Raw genomic sequence first — 18,217 nt, forward strand, 5'->3', positions numbered from 1 at the left:
CGAAGTATGCTTAAGGGATGAGCGAACTCTCCCCGTACCCGAATCTTTTCAGCCCGCTGGATCTCGGCTTCACCACGCTGCGCAATCGTGTCCTGATGGGCTCGATGCATACCGGCTTGGAAGACAAAAAGGCCGATTTCCCGAAACTGGCGGCGTACTTCGCCGAGCGCGCCGAAGGCGGTGTGGCGCTGATGGTGACCGGCGGCTTCTCGCCCAATGTGGTCGGGTGGCTGAAGCCGTTCTCGGGACGCATGAGCCTGCCATGGCACGTGCAACGCCATCGCCAAGTGACGTCGGCCGTGCACGCCCATGACGCCAAGATTTGCTTGCAACTGTTGCACGCAGGGCGCTATGGCTACCATCCGCTGACCGTCTCCGCATCGAAACTCAAAGCGCCGATCAACCCGTTTACGCCGCGCGCCTTAAGTGCCCGTGGCATTGCACGCCAGATTTCAGATTTCGTGCGCTCAGCGAAACTCGCCCGCGACGCCGGCTATGACGGCGTCGAAATCATGGGCTCGGAAGGTTATCTGCTCAATCAGTTCACGGTGAAACGCACCAACAAGCGCAGCGATGCCTGGGGTGGGGACACTGCCAATCGCATGCGCTTCGCTGTCGAAATCGTGCGCCGCGTGCGCGAGGCTTGCGGTCCCGACTTCATCATCATCTATCGATTGTCCATGCTGGACCTCGTCGATGGCGGTAATGATTGGACCGAAGTGGTGGCACAAGCGAAGGCGGTGGAAGCCGCCGGCGCCACCTTGATCAACACCGGGATCGGTTGGCATGAAGCGCGTGTGCCGACCATCGCCACCTCGGTACCGCGCGCCGCATTTGTCGATGTCACCGCAAAACTGAAACCGCATGTTCAGGTGCCGCTGATCACGACCAATCGAATCAACATGCCCGAGGTGGCGGAAAACATTCTGGCGAGCGGCAAGGCGGATATGGTCTCGATGGCGCGTCCGTTGCTGGCCGATCCGCAGTGGGTGAACAAGGCCCGTCAAGGGCGGACGCAGGCGATCAACACTTGTATCGCGTGCAACCAAGCCTGTCTCGATCACATCTTCCAGAACAAACACGCAAGTTGTTTGGTGAATCCGCGCGCGTGCGCGGAAACCGAATTGAATTACACACCGACCACCTCGCCCAAATCGGTTGCCGTGGTCGGCGCCGGTCCGGCCGGTCTTGCCTGCGCCACCGTCGCCGCCGGGCGCGGACATCGTGTGACCTTGTTTGATGCGGCGGCGGAAATCGGCGGTCAATTCAATCTGGCCAAGCGCATACCGGGCAAAGAAGAGTTCTGTGAAACTTTGCGCTATTTCAATCACCGGATTGAAGAAACCGGCGTGACACTGCGTCTGAATACCGAAGTGACGGCGGAACACTTGAACGACTTCGACGAGGTCGTGGTGGCCACCGGCGTCACGCCGCGCGCCGTGAATTTGCAGGGCGCCGATCATCCGAAAGTCGTCGGCTACCTCGACGTCCTAAAACAGAACGTGGTGCCGGGAGAAAAGGTGGCGATCATCGGCGCCGGTGGTATCGGATTTGACGTCGCGGAATTCCTGGTCGAACACGGCGGTTCGCCTTCGCTCGACAAAGGCCGTTGGATGGCCGAGTGGGGGGTGGATCCCCAGTTCAATACAAACGGCGGCTTGGCATCGCCAAAACCTGAGCCGCCGGCGCGCGAGCTGTGGCTACTGCAACGGTCACCGGGCAAGCCCGGCAAGCGTCTTGGTAAAACCACCGGTTGGATTCATCGTGCGACCTTGAAAGCCAAAGGTGTACACATGCTCGGCGGCGTCGAATATTTGAAAGTGGACGACGCCGGTCTGCATGTGCGCATCAACGAAGCGACGCAAGTGCTGTCTGTGGACCACGTGGTGATCTGTGCGGGGCAAGAATCTCGCCGCGGTCTGTTCGACGCGCTTACCGCGCAAGGAAAAACACCCAGACTGATCGGCGGTGCCGATGTGGCGGCCGAACTCAATGCCAAACGGGCCATCGATCAAGGCAGCCGATTGGGTGCGGTCCTTTAAGGGATCCGCACCCGGTTCGCACGGCAACGCGCAGCGTGCTTAGAAATAAATCCGGACGCCGGCTTGAACGCCGCGTCCCCCCAGCGGCGCCAAATCTTTCAAATAGGACGTATGCGGACGCGCCTCGGTGTTTAGCAGATTTTCGCCATCGACGAACAATTCAAAGCCGGTGCCACTGGCGGTGTCGCGATGCCAAGCGAGGTGGGCATCCACCAAGGTGGAGCCGGGCGTTTCACTTTCGTTGGTGGCGACACGCGTTTGTCGCATCGTGCGAATGCCGTTCAAAGACGCGCGCCAGGGTCCGGCCTGCCATTTCAGACCCAATCCGAAGCGGGCAGGGGCCAAGCGCGGCACATTGCCGGCACTGCTGTACCAACTGGCAAGTGCATGCGTATCGCCGTCGTGAATGAGCAACGGATCGGCCTCGACATAGGCATTGCCTTGTAGTTGCGCGCGAACCACATCGCCGAAGGCGCGCAGCATGAGTTGCCGGCCGTCTTTATCCAGCAAGGTGAAATTGCCCTCGGCTTCCACGCCTCGGAAGCGTGCGTCGGATTGGGTGATGGCATACACGGGCAGTCCGTCTTCGACGACCGCATCGGCAACGCTGCCGCGTTGGAACAACTGCGTGGGGTGAATGAAGCCGGTGTAGTTCACTTGGTAGGCATTCAAGTGAAATTCGGTGCGTTCACTGTGGAAACGCAGGCCGATTTCGGCGCGACGTGCGGTTTCCTTCTGCAGGCGATCGTCGCCGATTTCAATCGTGCGTGTCGCCGCGTGTGCGCCGTTGGCGTACAGCTCCTCGGCGGCGGGCGCGCGTTGCGATTGATCAAGACTCAAATCAATGGCCCATTGCGGCGTCCAATGCCAACGCGCGGCGGCGGAAAAGTTTTGCGCGGTGAAGCTTCGGTCGTTCACTCTTGCCGGTAGCGCCGGATTGGCTTCGGCACGTACGCGCACGCGCTCCAATCGCGCCCCGGCTTCCAAATCCAAGGCGCCAACGCTGCGCTTGCCGAGCCAAAACAGACCGGCATCGCGCGTATCGCTCTTGGGTACGAAGGCCTCGTCACCCTCGGCATCAAAATCGCGTTTCGACAATTGCAAGCCGAACGCGCCGTCCCAACCGGCGATGGCGGCGTGCACCAGTTCGCCGCGGAATTCGTCGGTCTTGTTGTTGAAAATCGTGCCGACATTGCCGCCTTCGTACTCGGTGTGCGTGTAGGCGGTCTGTGTGTAATTGAATTTGCCGTTGCGAATGAATCCATCGGTATCGAATCCGCCGTGCAAGGTATGGCGGGTTTGGCGCATGCGCAGCACCACGTCACCTTCCTCTTCGGGCGCGCCAGGGTCATGCGCGTGTGCTTCGTGCCCCGGTACGCCATAGCGCGCATCGTAAAGACTCGAAGACATGCCCAAGTGCGCGCTATCGCCCACCCAGGTGACACCCAGCGCCCCGTTGGCGATGCGCGACGCGCTGTTTTTCAGTACACCTTTGTCGGCCGGGTCCGGTGTTTCACCTTCGGCTTGCAACAACGCATTCGATTCACCGAAGCCGGGAATTTTGAGATCGTTGGTTTCGCGCAGTGAACCGTCGGCATGGAATACAAATCCGGCACCGCCGGGATTCGTGCTGCCGTCAACGCGAAACACACCGCTCCGCAAATCCTCGGCGCCGCCGCCGCGCAACTCGACACGGCCGCTTAAGGGGCGTTCTCCGGATTCATGAGGCGTCCGACCGTCGGTCACGTTCACCGCACCGCCCATGGCGCCACTGCCATAGAGCAAGGTTGCAGGACCCTTCACGACTTCCACTTGGTCGGCCAAGAACGGATCGATGCTGATGGCGTGATCGGCGCTCAATGCCGACACGTCGCCACTGGACATGCCGTCGCTCACTACTTGCACGCGCGCACCTTCCAACCCGCGGATGATCGGACGGCCCACACTCGGCCCGAAACTGGTTGACTGCACGCCTGGCAATTGCTGAAGTGTTTGTCCCAAGGTGGCCGCGCGCGCATCGTCCAGTTTTTCCCCGCTCAGGACCTCGACCGGTCGCACGATGTCGCGGGCCGATTGCATCCATGGCAGCGAAGAAATGTTGATGGCATCCAATTGTTTGGGCGTCGACGTGTGCGGGTCCGCACCGGTGGCAGGCGCGGTTTGTGCAAATACCGACATCGGCAATGCCAACAAAACAGCGGCGGCAAGACGGGTTCGACGTGGGGCATTTGCGGCGTGGGTCATGGTCGTGATCTGGGTAGAGAGGATGTAAAGTTATAATGTAACATTAAACCAAAACACTGCCATTGGTCACGGTTTCTCGGGGCTACAATCGAATTTCTCCCCCGAGTGCTTCCACCATGTCCAGATTCCTGATTCCGATATGCCTGTGTATGGCCACCTCGATTGGCTTGGCGCATCCGGTCGCCGGTGATGCCAATCCTGCCGATGGCAAGACTGAGGCGGCGACAAAGGCGACCCCATTGATGAATCCGCGTCCAGGCGTCTATACCGCCGGGCAGCCTGTGAGCACCGAATGGAAATCGCTGCGCAAGCGCGGCATCACCACAGTCGTGAACTTGCGCCCGATGAAAGAAATGGGCGGGCGCGACGAGGCCAAGGAAGTGCGCGCTGAAGGCATGACATATATCGAAGTGCCGATTTTCACGATGCAAGACATCAATGATGTCAACGCGAAAAAATTGAAGGCTGCATTGAATGCAGCGAACGGCACGCCGGTACTGGTGCATTGCGCGTCGGGCAATCGCGTCGGCGGGTTGATGGCCTTGATGGCGGCGCAGGAAGAAAATATGCCGGCCGCACAGGCGCTCGCGCTCGGCAAGGCCGCCGGTATGCAAAGTTCCGAAGCCCGGGTGCGGGAACTGTTGCATTTGCCGGCAGCCGCACCAATGCCGCCGGCACCCCCAACACCACCAGCACCCCCCGCCAAAAAGGACTGACCCGTTTCATGACGTTGTTGACTCGCGATAGCGCGGATTTTCTATCTGCGGCACGTCTTCTTGAACCCGACTTCGGACCTGCCACCCCCCGCAGTGTTTTCCTGATCACCCCGGAAGGGTTTTCGCTGGCGGAGGAGTCAGCGCAAGACAACAGCTACATGGCGGAAGCACAGGCCTTCGATCCGGGGCGGGCGCTGGAACAACACCGGCAACTGCAATTGGCGATGTCCGCTGTCGTGCCGGTGATCGGTTTTCCCGGCCGCGAGGAAACGCCGGACGCCGTATTCCCCAACAACGTATTTGCCACCGCACCGGGTCGCGTCGTGATCGGACGCATGCGCCATCCGGTCAGACAGCGTGAGGCAGCGCGCGAAGACATCCGAGGCTTCTTCAGCGATACTTTGGGTTATCAGACCGTCGATTTGTCTACGCAAGCGCACGTAGCGGAATTGACCGGGGCTTTGGTCATTGATCGCGCGCGCGGTTTGGGCTTCATCGGACTGTCCGAGCGCTGCGACGAAGAAGGCGCGCGTCTCATGCATGAGGCATTCGGCCTGCGCGCATCGTTGATGTTTGATCTCGCACCCTCGGAATATCACACCAACGTGGTGTTGGCGGTGCTTGCCGGGCGTGCGGCGGTGGTTTGTCCGGCCGGCTTTGCCGAGCCCGCCCTCGTCGACGTGTTCTCGGACTTGTACGGCGACCATGTGGTTATTTGCAATGCGCAGGAACACGCCGACTTTGTCGGCAATTGCATCGCGGTTTCAAACAACACGGTGTGGATGAGTGCGCGCGCCGGACAATCATTGACGGCGGATCACAACGCCACATTGAGCGCCGCAGGTTTCGCGCTGCGGACCGTACCATTGGATTCCATTGAAGCGGCAGGGGGTTCCCTGCGCTGCTGTATCGGGGAGATCTATTGATGTTGGATTGTGTGGAACTCGAAACCGGCTCGTCACCGCAATGGTCCGTGATCTGGCTGCATGGGCTGGGTGCGGATGCCAACGATTTCGTGCCCTTGGTGCCGGAATTGGTCAAGGCGGAATGGCCGGCGATCCGCTTTGTCTTTCCCAATGCGCCCGAGCGCGCGGTCACCATCAACAATGGTTATCGAATGCGCGCCTGGTACGACATCTCGGATATGGATTTCGCCAATCGCGCCGACATGACCGGTGTGCGCGAGTCGATTCGCGATTTGGACGAATTGGTTGAAGAGGAGATCCAACGGGGTGTGCCGGCCGATCACATCTTCATCGCCGGTTTTTCGCAAGGCGGTGCGGTGACTTTGTCGTACGGTGTGCGAAGCACGCGCAAACTGGCGGGGTTGATTGCGTTGTCCACCTATCTTCCTGCGCCGGCAGAGTCCGCCGCCGAAAAAGCGGAAGGCGCCGAGCAGGCAAAGATCTTCATGGCCCATGGCACGCAAGATCCGGTGATTCCCATTCGCGAAAGCGAGCGATCCGCACACGCGCTGCGCGCCATGGGGTTTGAAGTCGAATGGCAGGGTTACCATCCGATGCAGCATTCCACCTGTCGCGAAGAAATCGACAGCCTTCAAGATTGGATGTCGGCGCGTTTCAACGCCGGCACGTGAGACGGGCATGACGCCGCTGCGCATCTTGGTGGTGGATGATGAGGCGCTGGCACGAGAGCGTTTGCGCGCGATGCTGTTGCAAATGCCGGACGTGCATGTGCTGGATAGTGCGGATGAAGGCGCCGCCGCGCTAGCAACGATAAACAACGAGCAGGTGGACGTGCTCTTGCTCGACATCCTGATGCCGGGCATGGATGGATTGCAGCTTGCGCGCGTATTATCCGAACGCGCGGATGCACCCGGTGTGATCTTTGTCACGGCGCATGACGCACATGCGGTGACGGCGTTTGAAAACCATGCGGTCGACTACTTGGTGAAACCGATCCGCAAGGAACGATTGGCGTTGGCATTGACCCGGGCGCGGCAATTCCTGCTCGGGCGCGCCGCGGCAAACCGCATCTCAGGCAGCGGAAAACATTTTGTGTCGAGGTCGCGCGGCGCCCTTCGAAAAGTGCCGTTTGACAGCATCCACTATTTGCAAGCGGACGAAAAATATGTGACTGCCCACGCCGAGGATGGCGTGCACGTCATTGATGACACGTTGAAATCCATCGAAGCCCAACACGGAGAGGATTTCCTTCGGATTCATCGCAATTGCCTCGTGTCCCGGTCCGCGCTGTCAGCATTGACACGCGGCGACGAAGGCCAAGCATGGGTGCATTTGACCGCGGTGGAAAAACCGTTGGAGGTGAGTCGGCGCTGCCTGGCACAGGTCAAGCTCGCCTTTGAGAACAGCACCCGCGCTTGAGGCACGATCAGCGATAATGGCGAGATGAAAATTCTCCGAATCGCCACGCGCAAAAGCCCGCTCGCCCTGTGGCAAACCGAGCATGTGGCCGAGCGTCTGCGTGTCGCGTATCCGGACTTGCAGATCGAATTGGTCCCCCTATCGACCCGCGGCGATGAGCAACTCGACCGTTCCCTGGCCGCGATCGGCGGCAAGGGGCTGTTCTTGAAAGAGCTCGAACTCGCGATGGAACGCGGCGAAGCGGATTGCGCTGTGCATTCCCTCAAAGATGTGCCTATGGAATTGGAACCGGGTTTCAGGTTGCCCGCCATCCTGCAGCGGGCGGATTCGGCCGATGCTTTCATCAGCAATCACTTCGACGACATCGCAGCGCTGCCAGAAGGCGCGCATGTGGGCACCTCCTCATTGCGCCGCCGCGCGCAGCTGTTGAAATTGCGTCCGGATTTGCGTGTCTCCGACCTGCGCGGCAACGTCAATACGCGTCTGGCGAAGTTGGATGAGGGCCAATACGACGCCATTATCTTGGCCTGCGCCGGACTTCTGCGCTTGGGTATGGCGGACCGTATTCGCAGCCGACTGGATGCGCCCGACTGGTTGCCGGCGCCGGCGCAGGGTGCCATTGCGATTGAGTGCGCAGACAACGCCGACGATATCGCCCGTCTCGTGGCCGTGTTGGATGACGCCACCACACGCATTTGCGTGGAAGCCGAGCGTGCCGCGAATCGCGCCTTGGGTGGCAGCTGTCATCTGCCGATTGCTGCGCTGGCAACTTTGAACGGCGAGAATTTGCACATTGCGGGATTGGTCGGTGATGCCGCCACGGGCCGCTGCGTACGTGCGCAAACCAGCGGCGCCGCTTCAGGCGCTGATGCGCTTGGCAAAGCGGTGGCGGCAAGCCTGCTCGAGGCCGGGGCGGGGCAATTCATCGCCTGAGCGAAGCACAGGCGGTAAGCTTAAGGTTCTCCCGTAGAAAACCAGCGTCGCTCATGGATCGGAACGAACGTATTCACGCTTTGCATCGTGTGTTTCAAGCACGTAAAACACCCATCACGGTGCCGCAATTGCAGGAAGAGTTGAGTTGTTCTCGCGCCACCGTGTACCGCGACATTGCCTACATGCGCGACGCGTTGATGGCGCCGATCACCGGCGATGGTGAAAACGGTTTCAAGTACGACCGAAGCGAAGACGATCGCTTTGAATTGCCGGGGCTGTGGTTGAGCTCGGAAGAGCTGCACGCTTTGCTCGCAGCGCAAGCGCTTTTCGGTCGGACCAGTGCCAATATTCTGTCCAGTGCGCTGGCGCCGCTGCAGTCACGCATCGACAAACTGCTAGCGGAGCAGTCCGGCGGCAAACAATGGCCGGTCGAGCGCGTCCGCATTCTTGCGCACAAGGCACGCAAGATGGACGAGCACGCGTTCCGGCTGGTGGCGTCGGCGGTGCTTGAGCGCAAACAGATCCAATTCGATTATCGCGCGCGCTCGACCGACGAACGCACCCGCCGCCATGTGTCGCCACAGCGCATCACCCACTATCGCGGCAACTGGTATTTGGACGCGTGGGATCACGATCGTGACGGTCTGCGCAGCTTTTCCGTGGATCGCATGAGCCAGGTCAAGGTCATTGAGTCGCCGACGCATGATGTCGACGAGCAGCAACTGTCGAAACATCTGGCCGATGGCTACGGTATTTTTTCCGGCGAAGCCAAGGGCATGGCCACCATCCGCTTCAATGCCAAATCCGCACGTTGGGTGGCCGACGAGCATTGGCATTCCCGCCAAGAAGGCAAGATGTTGCCCGACGGCCGCTATGAATTGAAGGTGCCATACAGTAACGGGCGCGAGTTGCTAATGGATGTGATGCAGTACGGCGCCGATGCCGAAATCATCGAACCCGTGGCCCTGCGTGAGCAGGCGAAAACCTTGTTGAAACTGGCCTTGTCCAACTACGGCGAGTAGCGTCGCAGTCTCTGAGATATCACTGCGGGAAGCTGTCTCCATCGTCCAATGGAGTTCCGCCATGAAAGCTTCCGGCAAAGTCTCGTCGTTTGAACTCGTCCTGCGTCGCACCTTGGTCTTCGGCCTGATTTTGGTCGTCGCGGTGCCGCAGGCGCGCGTTACCACCGATTGGTTCGGTTATCTGCCCATGTGGTTGGTCGGCATGCCGGCGGTGATGCTGTGGGCCATGCGCGGCTTTGCGATACCGTCCGTGCCGTTCAGCATGGCGCCGGTACGCGCACCCCAAGCGGTGCGTGTGCGCCGCTGATGTTACTTCAGACCCGAGTGAACGGCCGCGCTGCGTGGTAGCGTTGAAGGTCGTTCATTCCAAGGGGTCTTGATATGCTCACTCGCTTCTGGTGGATTGGTGCACTTTCCGCCGCCATGGCCACCGGTGCCCACGCACAAACACCTATGCAAGACGATCCCTATCAATGGCTTGAAGACATCAATGGCGAGAAGCCGATGGAATGGGTGCGCGCCCAAAACGCCCGCACTGAAAAAGCCTTGGGCGAAGCCGCCCTGTACACCTCTCTCTACAACGACATTCTGGCCGTCCTCGATTCGAACGAGAAGATTCCCGCCGTCAGCAAGATCGGTGACTACTATTACAACTTCTGGCAAGACAAGACGCACGTACGCGGCATTTGGCGCCGCACCACACTGAACGAATATCGCAAGAAGTCGCCCACTTGGGAGACCGTGCTTGATCTCGACGCTTTGAACAAAGCGGAAGGCAAGAATTGGGTATGGCACGGCGCGTCCTGCTTGCGTCCGGAATACACACGCTGCCTGGTTTCCCTCTCGCCGGGCGGCTCAGACGCCGACACCACGCGCGAATTCGATCTGAACACCAAGTCCTTTGTGAAAGGCGGCTTTGAGAAGCCCGTCGCCAAAGGCGATCTGAGCTGGATCGACCAAGATCATGTCTACGTCGACACGGATTTCGGCGCGGGCTCGATGACCACCTCGGGTTATCCGCGCACCACGCGCCTTTGGACCCGCGGTACCCCGATGTCCGAAGCGAAAGTGATTTACGAGGGCAAGGCCGACGACATGTCGATTTCGTCCTATCACGATGACACGCCCGGCTACGAACGTGATTTCGTCTCACGCAATCTGGCCTTCTACAACGATGAGTTGTATTTGCGTGATGGCAACGCCCTGCGCAAGATCGACGTGCCGAATTCCGTCGGCAAATCGGTTGTGCGCGAATGGTTATTGCTTGAACTGCGCGACAACTGGACCGTGGGTGGCAAAACCTACGCCGCCGGTTCGCTGCTGGCGACAAACTTCGACGCTTTCATGAAGGGCGGACGTGTGTTCGACGTGTTGTTCACGCCGACGGCCACGACCTCCCTGGCCAGTTTCACGCCGACGCGCAATTACTTCGTGCTCAACGTGCTCGACAACGTGAAGAACCGATTGCGTGTCCTGAAGCACGACGGCAAGCGTTGGCAAACCAGTGAGTTCACCGGTGCGCCGAAAATCGGCACCGTCAATGTCTCCGCCGTGGATGCCGACAGCTCCGATGCGGTGTGGATGAGCTACTCCGACTACATCACGCCTTCAACCCTGGCGCTGGCGGAAATTGGCAAAACGCCGGAAGTACTGAAGCAGAATCCGGTGTTTTTCAACGCCGACAACCTCGTGGTCGAGCAGCATTTCGCCAACTCAAAAGATGGCACCAAGGTGCCGTTCTTCATCGTGCATAAGAAAGGTGTGAAACACGATGGCAGCAACCCGACCCTCCTCTACGGCTATGGTGGTTTTGAAGTCTCATTGACGCCGAACTATTCCGGCACGATTGGCAAAGCCTGGCTCGAGCGCGGCGGTGTGTACGTGGTCGCCAACATCCGTGGTGGCGGTGAATACGGTCCGGCCTGGCACCAGGCTGCGCTCAAGCAAAACCGTCACAAGGCCTATGAGGATTTCGCGGCGGTCGCCGAAGAATTGTCCAACCACAAGATCACCTCGCCCAAGCATCTGGCGGCGATGGGGGGAAGCAACGGCGGTTTGCTGGCCGGCAACATGCTGACGCAGTATCCGGAGCTGTTCGGCGGCATCGTCATCCAAGTGCCTTTGCTCGATATGAAGCGTTACAACAAGTTGTTGGCAGGGGCTTCGTGGATGGCCGAATACGGCAATCCGGACATTCCGGAGGAATGGGCCTATATCCAGAAGTTCTCGGCCTATCAATTGTTCGATCCGGCCAAGCACTATCCGCCGACCTTCATCTTCACCACCACCAAGGATGACCGCGTGCATCCGGGGCATGCGCGCAAGATGGCGGCCAAAATGTTGGCGGCCAACAAGGACGTGATGTACTTCGAAAATACCGAAGGTGGCCACGGTGCTGGTTCGACCAACGAGTTGGCCGCCAAAGCCACGGCACTGACCTATACCTTCTTGTGGAAAGCGCTGGACGGAAAATGAGCAAGCCGATTCCTGACGCGGAAAAGCGTCAGCACGTCGTGGAGGCGCCGCATGGCGCCTCCCGTTCTGACGAGTATTACTGGATGCGCGACGACCGTCGCGAAGATCCTGACGTTCTCGCGTACTTGAACGCGGAAAACGCCTATGCCGATGAGGTGATGGCGCCGCTCAAGCCGCTGGAAGAAACGCTGTACGGCGAAATTGTTTCGCGTATCAAGCAGGATGACAGCTCGGTGCCTTATCGTGATCGCGGCTGGTGGTACTACACGCGATTCGAAGAGGGCAAGGACTATCCGGTGTACGCGCGGCGCGAGGATGCACCGGGCATGGATGCACTGGGCATCCAATCTGCCAACAATGCCGCCGACTTCGCGGGCGAGCAGGTCTTGTTTGATGTCAATCAAATGGCGGCCGGAAAAGACTACTTTGCCATTAGCGGCAGGACTGTCAGCCAGGACAACACCAAAGTGGTTTACGGCGAAGACAGCAATGGTCGCCGGCAGTACACCTTGCGGGTCAAATCGCTCGACACCGGCGAGGTCTATCCGGAGTCGATTCCCGGTACCGCGGGCTATGGAGTGTGGGCGGATGACGGAAAATCGTTTTTCTATATTGAGAATGATCCCGAAACCCTGCTGACCAAACGGGTCAAGAGGCACGTGTTGGGCACTGCCGTCGATGCCGACGAACTGGTGTATGAAGAGGCGGACGACAGCTTCTACATGGGCATCGGGCGCACGCGCGACGATCAGTACATTGTCATTTCGCTCGATAGCACCGTCTCGAATGAAGTGCGATTCACCCCGGCTGCCGCGCCGTCCGAGTTCGTTTGCTTGGCTGCACGCGAGCGCGACCTTGAATACGACGCGGATCATTTCGACGGCCGTTGGGTGATTCGTACCAACGCCGATGACGCCACCAATTTCAAGATTGTCACTGCGGGGGATGCCGCGCGCGGTCGCAGCGAATGGCAGGATTGGGTGGTGCATGATTCCGAAGTCTTTGTCGAAGGTTTCGAGCTCTTCAAGACATTCACGGCCATCGCCGAGCGCAGCGGCGGACTCGAGCGAATTCGTATTCTGCGTGACGGCCAATCCACTTACGTGCGTGCCGATGACAGCGCTTATTCGATGTGGCCGGACGTCAACGCCGAGCCGGATTCACAAGAGCTGCGCTACGGCTATACCTCCTTGACGACACCGGCAACGATCTTCGCGCTCAATGTGCATAGCGGTGCGCGACAGCTGTTGAAGCAACAGCCGGTGCCGGGTTTCGATCCGACCGCCTACGCCACCGAACGTGTGTGGGTGCCGGCGCGTGATGGCAAGACCCACGTGCCGGTGTCGTTGGTTTACCGCAAGGATTTCAAGCGTGACGGCAGTGCGGCGATGCTGCAATACGGTTACGGCAGTTACGGCGCGTCCATGGATCCGGGCTTCACCGCATCCATCGTGAGCTTGCTGGATCGCGGCATGCTGTATGCGCTCGCGCACATCCGCGGCGGTCAGGAAATGGGCCGTGCCTGGTATGAAGACGGCAAATTGTTCAACAAGAAAAACACGTTTACGGATTTCATCGACGTCACCGCTTGGCTGGTGGAAAACGGGTATGCAGCCAAAGATCGCGTCGCCGCAATGGGGGGTAGTGCCGGTGGCTTGTTGATGGGGGCGATCACCAACATGGCGCCCGACGTCTATCGGGTGATTGTGTCGCAGGTGCCCTTTGTGGATGTGGTCACCACCATGATGGATGCCAGCATTCCGCTGACCACCAACGAGTACGACGAGTGGGGCAATCCCGAAGAAAGTCCGCAGGCTTACGACTACATGCTGTCGTATTCGCCGTACGACAATTTGTCCGCGCACGCCTATCCGGCCATGTTTGTCGGTACCGGTCTATGGGACTCGCAAGTGCAGTACTGGGAACCGGCGAAATATGTCGCGCGATTGCGTGATCTCAACACCGGGGATCGGCCCGTGGTGTTCCGAACCAATATGGAGGCCGGGCACGGCGGAAAGTCCGGCAGGTTCCAGCGCTATCGTGAAATCGCCGAGCAATATGCGTTCATGTTGAGCGAGCTCTCGGTCGAAAATTGAGGCTAAAATCGCCAAGATGAAATACACAATCCCCCTGATGTTGGCTTCCGCCTTGCTCTTGTCCGCCTGTGGCAACAAGGGTCCATTGGTCATGCCGCAGAAACCGGTACCGGTCGACGTCGCAGAGCCTGCGGCGAAACCGCAAGGCGAAGCGTCAGAAGTCACGACGCCTGAAGCGGACGCCGTCGCGGTGCCGCAGGAAGGCAGTGACGCGCCGACCGACGCCACGTCGCCGCCGCCCACGAAATAACCGATGGCTCGACTTCGCTTCAGCAAGATGCACGGGATCGGCAACGATTTCGTGATGATTGATCAACGCACAAACCCGACAGATTTGACGCCGGAACGCTGCCGACTGTTGGCGGACCGCAGGTTGGGTGTGGGTTGTGACCAAATCATTGGCATCTATGCGGCCAAACACAGCAATGCCGTCGTGGCTTACCGGATCTGGAATGCCGACGGTTCCCAAGCCGGGCAGTGCGGCAACGGCGCGCGCTGCGTTGCCGCTTGGGTCCAGCGGGAAGCACCCGGCAAGGTTGGACAAGTGATGCATTTGGAAAGTCCGAAGGGCGTGCATCGTGCGCAGTGCATGGCGGATGGTCAAGTGCAAATCTCGATGGGCGTGCCGGAGTTTACGCCGCGCAACATCCCCATGGTCGGCTTCGCCGATATGCAAGACAGCTACGCGTTGGCTTTGCCCGGATTTCCCGAAATACACTTCGGCGCGGTGTCGATGGGTAATCCGCACGCCGTCGTTGAAGTGGACGATGTTGCAGGTATGCAGATCGAGCCTCTGGCACGCGCAGTACAAACCGACATTCATTTCCCGGATTCGGTCAATGTCGGTTTTGCGCAAGTCATTTCTCGCGACGAAGTTCAACTTCGCGTCTACGAGCGCGGCGCGGGAGAGACACTGGCCTGTGGCAGTGGTGCCTGTGCCGCCGCGGTAGTGTTGATGGAACACGGACGTGTCGCGCGGTCGGTGACGGTTCGATTGCCGGGCGGTGATCTGCAAATCGAGTGGCCGCAGCACGGGCAATCGGTTTTGATGACCGGCCCCACGGCCTTCGTATTTGAAGGCGAATTCGATTTTGAAGGACAAGGACTGTGAGCGATAACGAAGAACGTTTGGGTGCGCATGAAGTTGCGGTGTGGTTGCGCAGGCATCCCACGTTTCTCCAACAGTTTCCGGATCTGGCATTGACGCTGGTCGTCCCGCGCGATGAGGGCCCGACGGCTTCATTGGCAAGCTATCAACTGGAAGTTTTGCGGGATAAGAATCGCGAGTTGAACCGTCGCTTGCATGAGCTTGCGGTCAATGCGCAGGAAAACGAGCGTCTTGCCGTGCGTGTGCATCAGTTGACCTTGGCCCTGATGAAGCAGTCGACTGCGGCCGACACCATGAAAGTCATGGCGGCGATTTTGGAAGAGGATTTCCAAGGCGAGCGAGTGCGGATTCTGTCGCTGGCGCCGATCGAGGGCGTCGGCCATGTCGATTGGTATGGCTTGCTGCCGCCGGATAGTCTGGAGCAGGGGCCGTTCAAGGATTGTATGCGAGATGGCGAACCGCTGTCCGGTCGACTCAATGCAGACAAGCACGTCGCGCTGTATGGCTCGCACGCTGATGAAGTCGAATCCAGCGTATTGATTCCGGTGCACGGGCGGGCGTTGGTCGCCGTCGGCAGCAAAGATCCGAACCGGTTCTATCCGGGAATGGGCACGCTGTTCGTGCGCATGATGGGCGAGGCCTTGGGCACGGCGCTCGCGCGCTTCGACTGAGCGTCTGACGGTGCACGGCACCGGCGATTTCATCCGGCATTTGCGCGATGCGCGCGGCATGTCGTCGCATACCGTCGATGCCTATTCGCGAGACCTGGCGCGCTTGGACGCGTATGCGGAAGCGATTGCGAGAGATGTGACAACGTTCGGCGCAGAAGACATCCGTGCCTGCGTCGCAGACGCCAATCGTCGCGGACTATCGGCGAAAACGGTACAGCGCAATTTATCGGCCTGGCGTAGTTACTACCAATGGTTGCTCAAGAACGCGGTGATCGCGGCCAATCCGGCGGCGGGAATTCGTGGCCCCAAAGCGGCACGCAAGTTGCCACAAGTGTTGGATGTGGATGAAGCCGTACAACTGGTGAGCATCGATACGGCGGCGCCCTTGGGTGTCCGGGATCGCGCGATGATGGAGTTGTTTTATTCGTCAGGCCTGCGCGTGTCAGAGCTCTGCGGCCTGCGTTGGAACGCCTTGGATGCGGACACCGGACTGATCAAGGTGCTCGGCAAGGGCAGCAAGGAACGCGTGGTACCCGTAGGTTCCCACGCCTTGGCTGCATTGGAAGCGTGGCGCAACGACTCAGCCCCGGCGCACAATGATGCCTTCATTTTCAACGGTCGCAACGGCGCGGCATTGAGCACGCGCGCGGTGCAAAAACGCGTGCGCGAACTGTCATTGCGACAAGGTATTTTCAAGCGCGTGCATCCGCATTTGCTGCGCCACAGCTTCGCCAGCCACGTGCTCGAATCCTCGGGCGATTTGCGCGCGGTTCAGGAACTGTTAGGCCATGCCGACATCAGTACCACGCAGATTTATACCCATCTGGATTTCCAGCATCTGGCCAAGGTGTATGACCAGGCGCATCCGCGCGCCAAGCGCAAAGCGACGACGGAAAAGCCGGGCGAAACCGACGACTGAAAGCCTTGAGTCTCCGATCTTGCAGCCCCATGTTTGGAATTCAACAAGGAGCAACCATGGATCCGAGCCAAAACCCGAATGTCTTTCACGCCACCACCATCTGCTCGGTGCGTCGTGGCAATCGCGTCGTGATTGCCGGCGACGGGCAAGTGACGCTCGGCCATACCGTGATGAAATCCAACGCACGCAAAGTGCGTCGCTTGGGCGAGCAAGGTCAGGTTCTGGCGGGTTTCGCCGGTGCGGCGGCCGATGCGTTCACGTTGTTCGAATTGTTTGAAGCCAAGTTGCAGAAACACGGGCAATTGACCCGCGCCGCAGTCGAGATGGCGAAAGACTGGCGCACCGAACGCCGCCTCGGAAAGCTCGAGGCGCTGTTGGCAGTCTCCGATAAGGAAACATCGCTGGTCATCAGCGGTACCGGCGATGTGATCGAGCCCGAAGACGGCATCATCGCGATCGGTTCGGGCGGCATGTACGCACTCTCGGCCGCCCGCGCACTGATGAAACACACCGACCTCGACGCGCGCGCGATTGCCACCGAAGCGCTGCATATTGCCGGTTCGGTCTGCATCTACACAAACGACAACATCGTGTTTGAAGAGCTGGAATCGACGACGCCGGCCACGGTGAACGGCTGATGGGCCAGCCGCTGATTCCGCTGTCGGTCTTGGACTTGGCGCCGATTGCCGAAGGGGCCACCGCCACCGATAGCTTTCGAAATACCGTTGCTTTGGCGCAGGCTGCCGAGCGTGCCGGCTACAAACGCTTTTGGTTGGCCGAACATCACAACATGCCGGGAATCGCCAGTGCCGCTACCTCGGTCCTGATCGGTCACGTCGCTTCGCAAACGCAACACATTCGTGTCGGTGCCGGTGGCGTGATGTTGCCGAATCATGCGCCCCTGCAAGTTGCCGAGCAGTTCGGTACGTTGGATGCGCTTTTCCCGGGACGCATTGATTTGGGACTGGGGCGCGCACCCGGCTCCGACAGCGCGGCCGCCAAAGCGCTGCGTCGTTACTACGCGTCGGCCGACGAATTCCCGCAGGATGTTCAAGAGCTGTTGGCCCTATTGGAGCCGGCGCATCCAGGCCAAGCTGTTCAAGCCGTACCCGGCGCGGGCGCCGACGTGCAACCTTGGATTCTGGGCTCCAGCACGTTCGGTGCGCAGCTCGCCGCAGCCTTAGGCTTGCCGTACGCGTTTGCGTCGCATTTCGCGCCGGCGATGTTGGACCAAGCGCTCTCGCTCTATCACCGCCATTTCAAACCTTCCGCACGGTTGCAAAAGCCGCAAGTCATGCTTGCCGCCAATGTCATCGTTGCTGACACGGAAGCCGAAGCGCGCCGTCTCTTCACCAGCGTGCAGCAGTCGTTTACGCGACTTCGCCGCGGCGAACCTGGCAAGTTACCCCCGCCGTTGGCATCTGCCGAAGCCTTCAAGGATTTCGCATCGCCGATGGAACGCGCCGGCGTCGAGCAGGCGCTGTCGATGTCGGTGTTGGGCACTGCACCACAGGTGCGCGACGGCGTGGAAGCTTTGATTGCGAAGTACCAGCCCGACGAGCTGATTCTCACCGCCAACATTTACGACCCCGCGGCCCGGGTGCGCTCTTTTGAACTTGCCATGCAAGCGCTGTCTGACTGACCGC

Annotated in this window: 17 protein-coding genes; 16 read left to right on the top strand and 1 reads right to left on the bottom strand. The window is 59.7% G+C overall.

The window, feature by feature from the left end; genetic code table 11:
• Positions 1–17: 17 nt before the first annotated feature.
• Positions 18–2,042, top strand: a complete 2,025-nt coding sequence (locus H8L67_RS02065; protein ID WP_220380139.1) for an NADPH-dependent 2,4-dienoyl-CoA reductase — start codon at positions 18–20, stop codon at positions 2,040–2,042.
• A gap of 39 nt (positions 2,043–2,081) precedes the next feature.
• Here the strand turns inward: H8L67_RS02065 and H8L67_RS02070 are convergent, their stop codons facing one another.
• The gene (locus H8L67_RS02070) at positions 2,082–4,286 is read right to left on the bottom strand and encodes a TonB-dependent receptor (protein WP_220380140.1); all 2,205 of its coding nucleotides are present in this window, start codon (positions 4,284–4,286) and stop codon (positions 2,082–2,084) included.
• Between the two features lie 149 nt (positions 4,287–4,435).
• Here H8L67_RS02070 and H8L67_RS02075 point away from each other — a divergent pair, with 149 nt between their 5' ends.
• From H8L67_RS02075 to H8L67_RS02145, 15 genes are all read left to right on the top strand, one after another.
• On the top strand, positions 4,436–5,002 hold the full coding sequence (locus tag H8L67_RS02075) for a protein tyrosine phosphatase family protein (protein WP_220380141.1): 567 nt from the start codon (positions 4,436–4,438) through the stop codon (positions 5,000–5,002).
• An 8-nt stretch (positions 5,003–5,010) separates the two neighbouring features.
• Complete coding sequence (locus H8L67_RS02080; protein WP_220380142.1) at positions 5,011–5,928, top strand: arginine deiminase-related protein; 918 nt, start codon at positions 5,011–5,013, stop codon at positions 5,926–5,928.
• Positions 5,928–6,599, top strand: a complete 672-nt coding sequence (locus H8L67_RS02085; protein WP_220380143.1) for an alpha/beta hydrolase — start codon at positions 5,928–5,930, stop codon at positions 6,597–6,599. Before H8L67_RS02080 ends, H8L67_RS02085 begins: the two co-directional genes overlap by 1 nt.
• Positions 6,600–6,606: 7 nt before the next feature.
• Positions 6,607–7,347: a LytR/AlgR family response regulator transcription factor gene (locus H8L67_RS02090; RefSeq protein WP_255556008.1), complete on the top strand. Its 741-nt coding sequence runs from the start codon at positions 6,607–6,609 to the stop codon at positions 7,345–7,347.
• Positions 7,348–7,371: 24 nt separating this feature from the next.
• A complete protein-coding gene (gene hemC / locus H8L67_RS02095; protein WP_220380144.1) occupies positions 7,372–8,280 on the top strand; it encodes a hydroxymethylbilane synthase in 909 nt (302 codons plus the stop codon).
• A gap of 53 nt (positions 8,281–8,333) precedes the next feature.
• Complete coding sequence (locus H8L67_RS02100; protein ID WP_220380145.1) at positions 8,334–9,302, top strand: helix-turn-helix transcriptional regulator; 969 nt, start codon at positions 8,334–8,336, stop codon at positions 9,300–9,302.
• Between the two features lie 61 nt (positions 9,303–9,363).
• Positions 9,364–9,609 (top strand): hypothetical protein, encoded by a 246-nt coding sequence (locus H8L67_RS02105; RefSeq protein ID WP_220380146.1) that lies wholly within the window; start codon positions 9,364–9,366, stop codon positions 9,607–9,609.
• A gap of 74 nt (positions 9,610–9,683) precedes the next feature.
• Positions 9,684–11,777, top strand: coding sequence for a prolyl oligopeptidase family serine peptidase (locus tag H8L67_RS02110; protein WP_220380147.1), 2,094 nt, complete (start codon positions 9,684–9,686; stop codon positions 11,775–11,777).
• Positions 11,774–13,873: a S9 family peptidase gene (locus H8L67_RS02115; protein WP_220380148.1), complete on the top strand. Its 2,100-nt coding sequence runs from the start codon at positions 11,774–11,776 to the stop codon at positions 13,871–13,873. Before H8L67_RS02110 ends, H8L67_RS02115 begins: the two co-directional genes overlap by 4 nt.
• Positions 13,874–13,889: 16 nt before the next feature.
• Entirely contained in the window at positions 13,890–14,123 is a 234-nt protein-coding gene (gene lptM, locus H8L67_RS02120) for an LPS translocon maturation chaperone LptM (RefSeq protein WP_220380149.1), read from the top strand.
• A gap of 3 nt (positions 14,124–14,126) precedes the next feature.
• Complete coding sequence (gene dapF / locus H8L67_RS02125; RefSeq protein ID WP_220380150.1) at positions 14,127–14,984, top strand: diaminopimelate epimerase; 858 nt, start codon at positions 14,127–14,129, stop codon at positions 14,982–14,984.
• Entirely contained in the window at positions 14,981–15,652 is a 672-nt protein-coding gene (locus tag H8L67_RS02130) for a DUF484 family protein (protein WP_220380151.1), read from the top strand. Before dapF ends, H8L67_RS02130 begins: the two co-directional genes overlap by 4 nt.
• Before the next feature lie 10 nt (positions 15,653–15,662).
• Complete coding sequence (gene xerC, locus H8L67_RS02135; RefSeq protein ID WP_220380152.1) at positions 15,663–16,571, top strand: tyrosine recombinase XerC; 909 nt, start codon at positions 15,663–15,665, stop codon at positions 16,569–16,571.
• Positions 16,572–16,627: 56 nt separating this feature from the next.
• Positions 16,628–17,209, top strand: a complete 582-nt coding sequence (hslV, locus tag H8L67_RS02140; RefSeq protein ID WP_220380153.1) for an ATP-dependent protease subunit HslV — start codon at positions 16,628–16,630, stop codon at positions 17,207–17,209.
• Between the two features lie 11 nt (positions 17,210–17,220).
• Positions 17,221–18,213 carry an LLM class flavin-dependent oxidoreductase gene (locus H8L67_RS02145; RefSeq protein ID WP_220380696.1) on the top strand — a complete coding sequence of 331 codons (993 nt, stop codon included), beginning with the start codon at positions 17,221–17,223 and terminating at the stop codon, positions 18,211–18,213.
• Positions 18,214–18,217: the final 4 nt, after the last annotated feature.

The organism is Lysobacter soyae (genome assembly GCF_019551435.1).
Taxonomy (GTDB): domain Bacteria; phylum Pseudomonadota; class Gammaproteobacteria; order Xanthomonadales; family Xanthomonadaceae; genus Solilutibacter; species Solilutibacter soyae.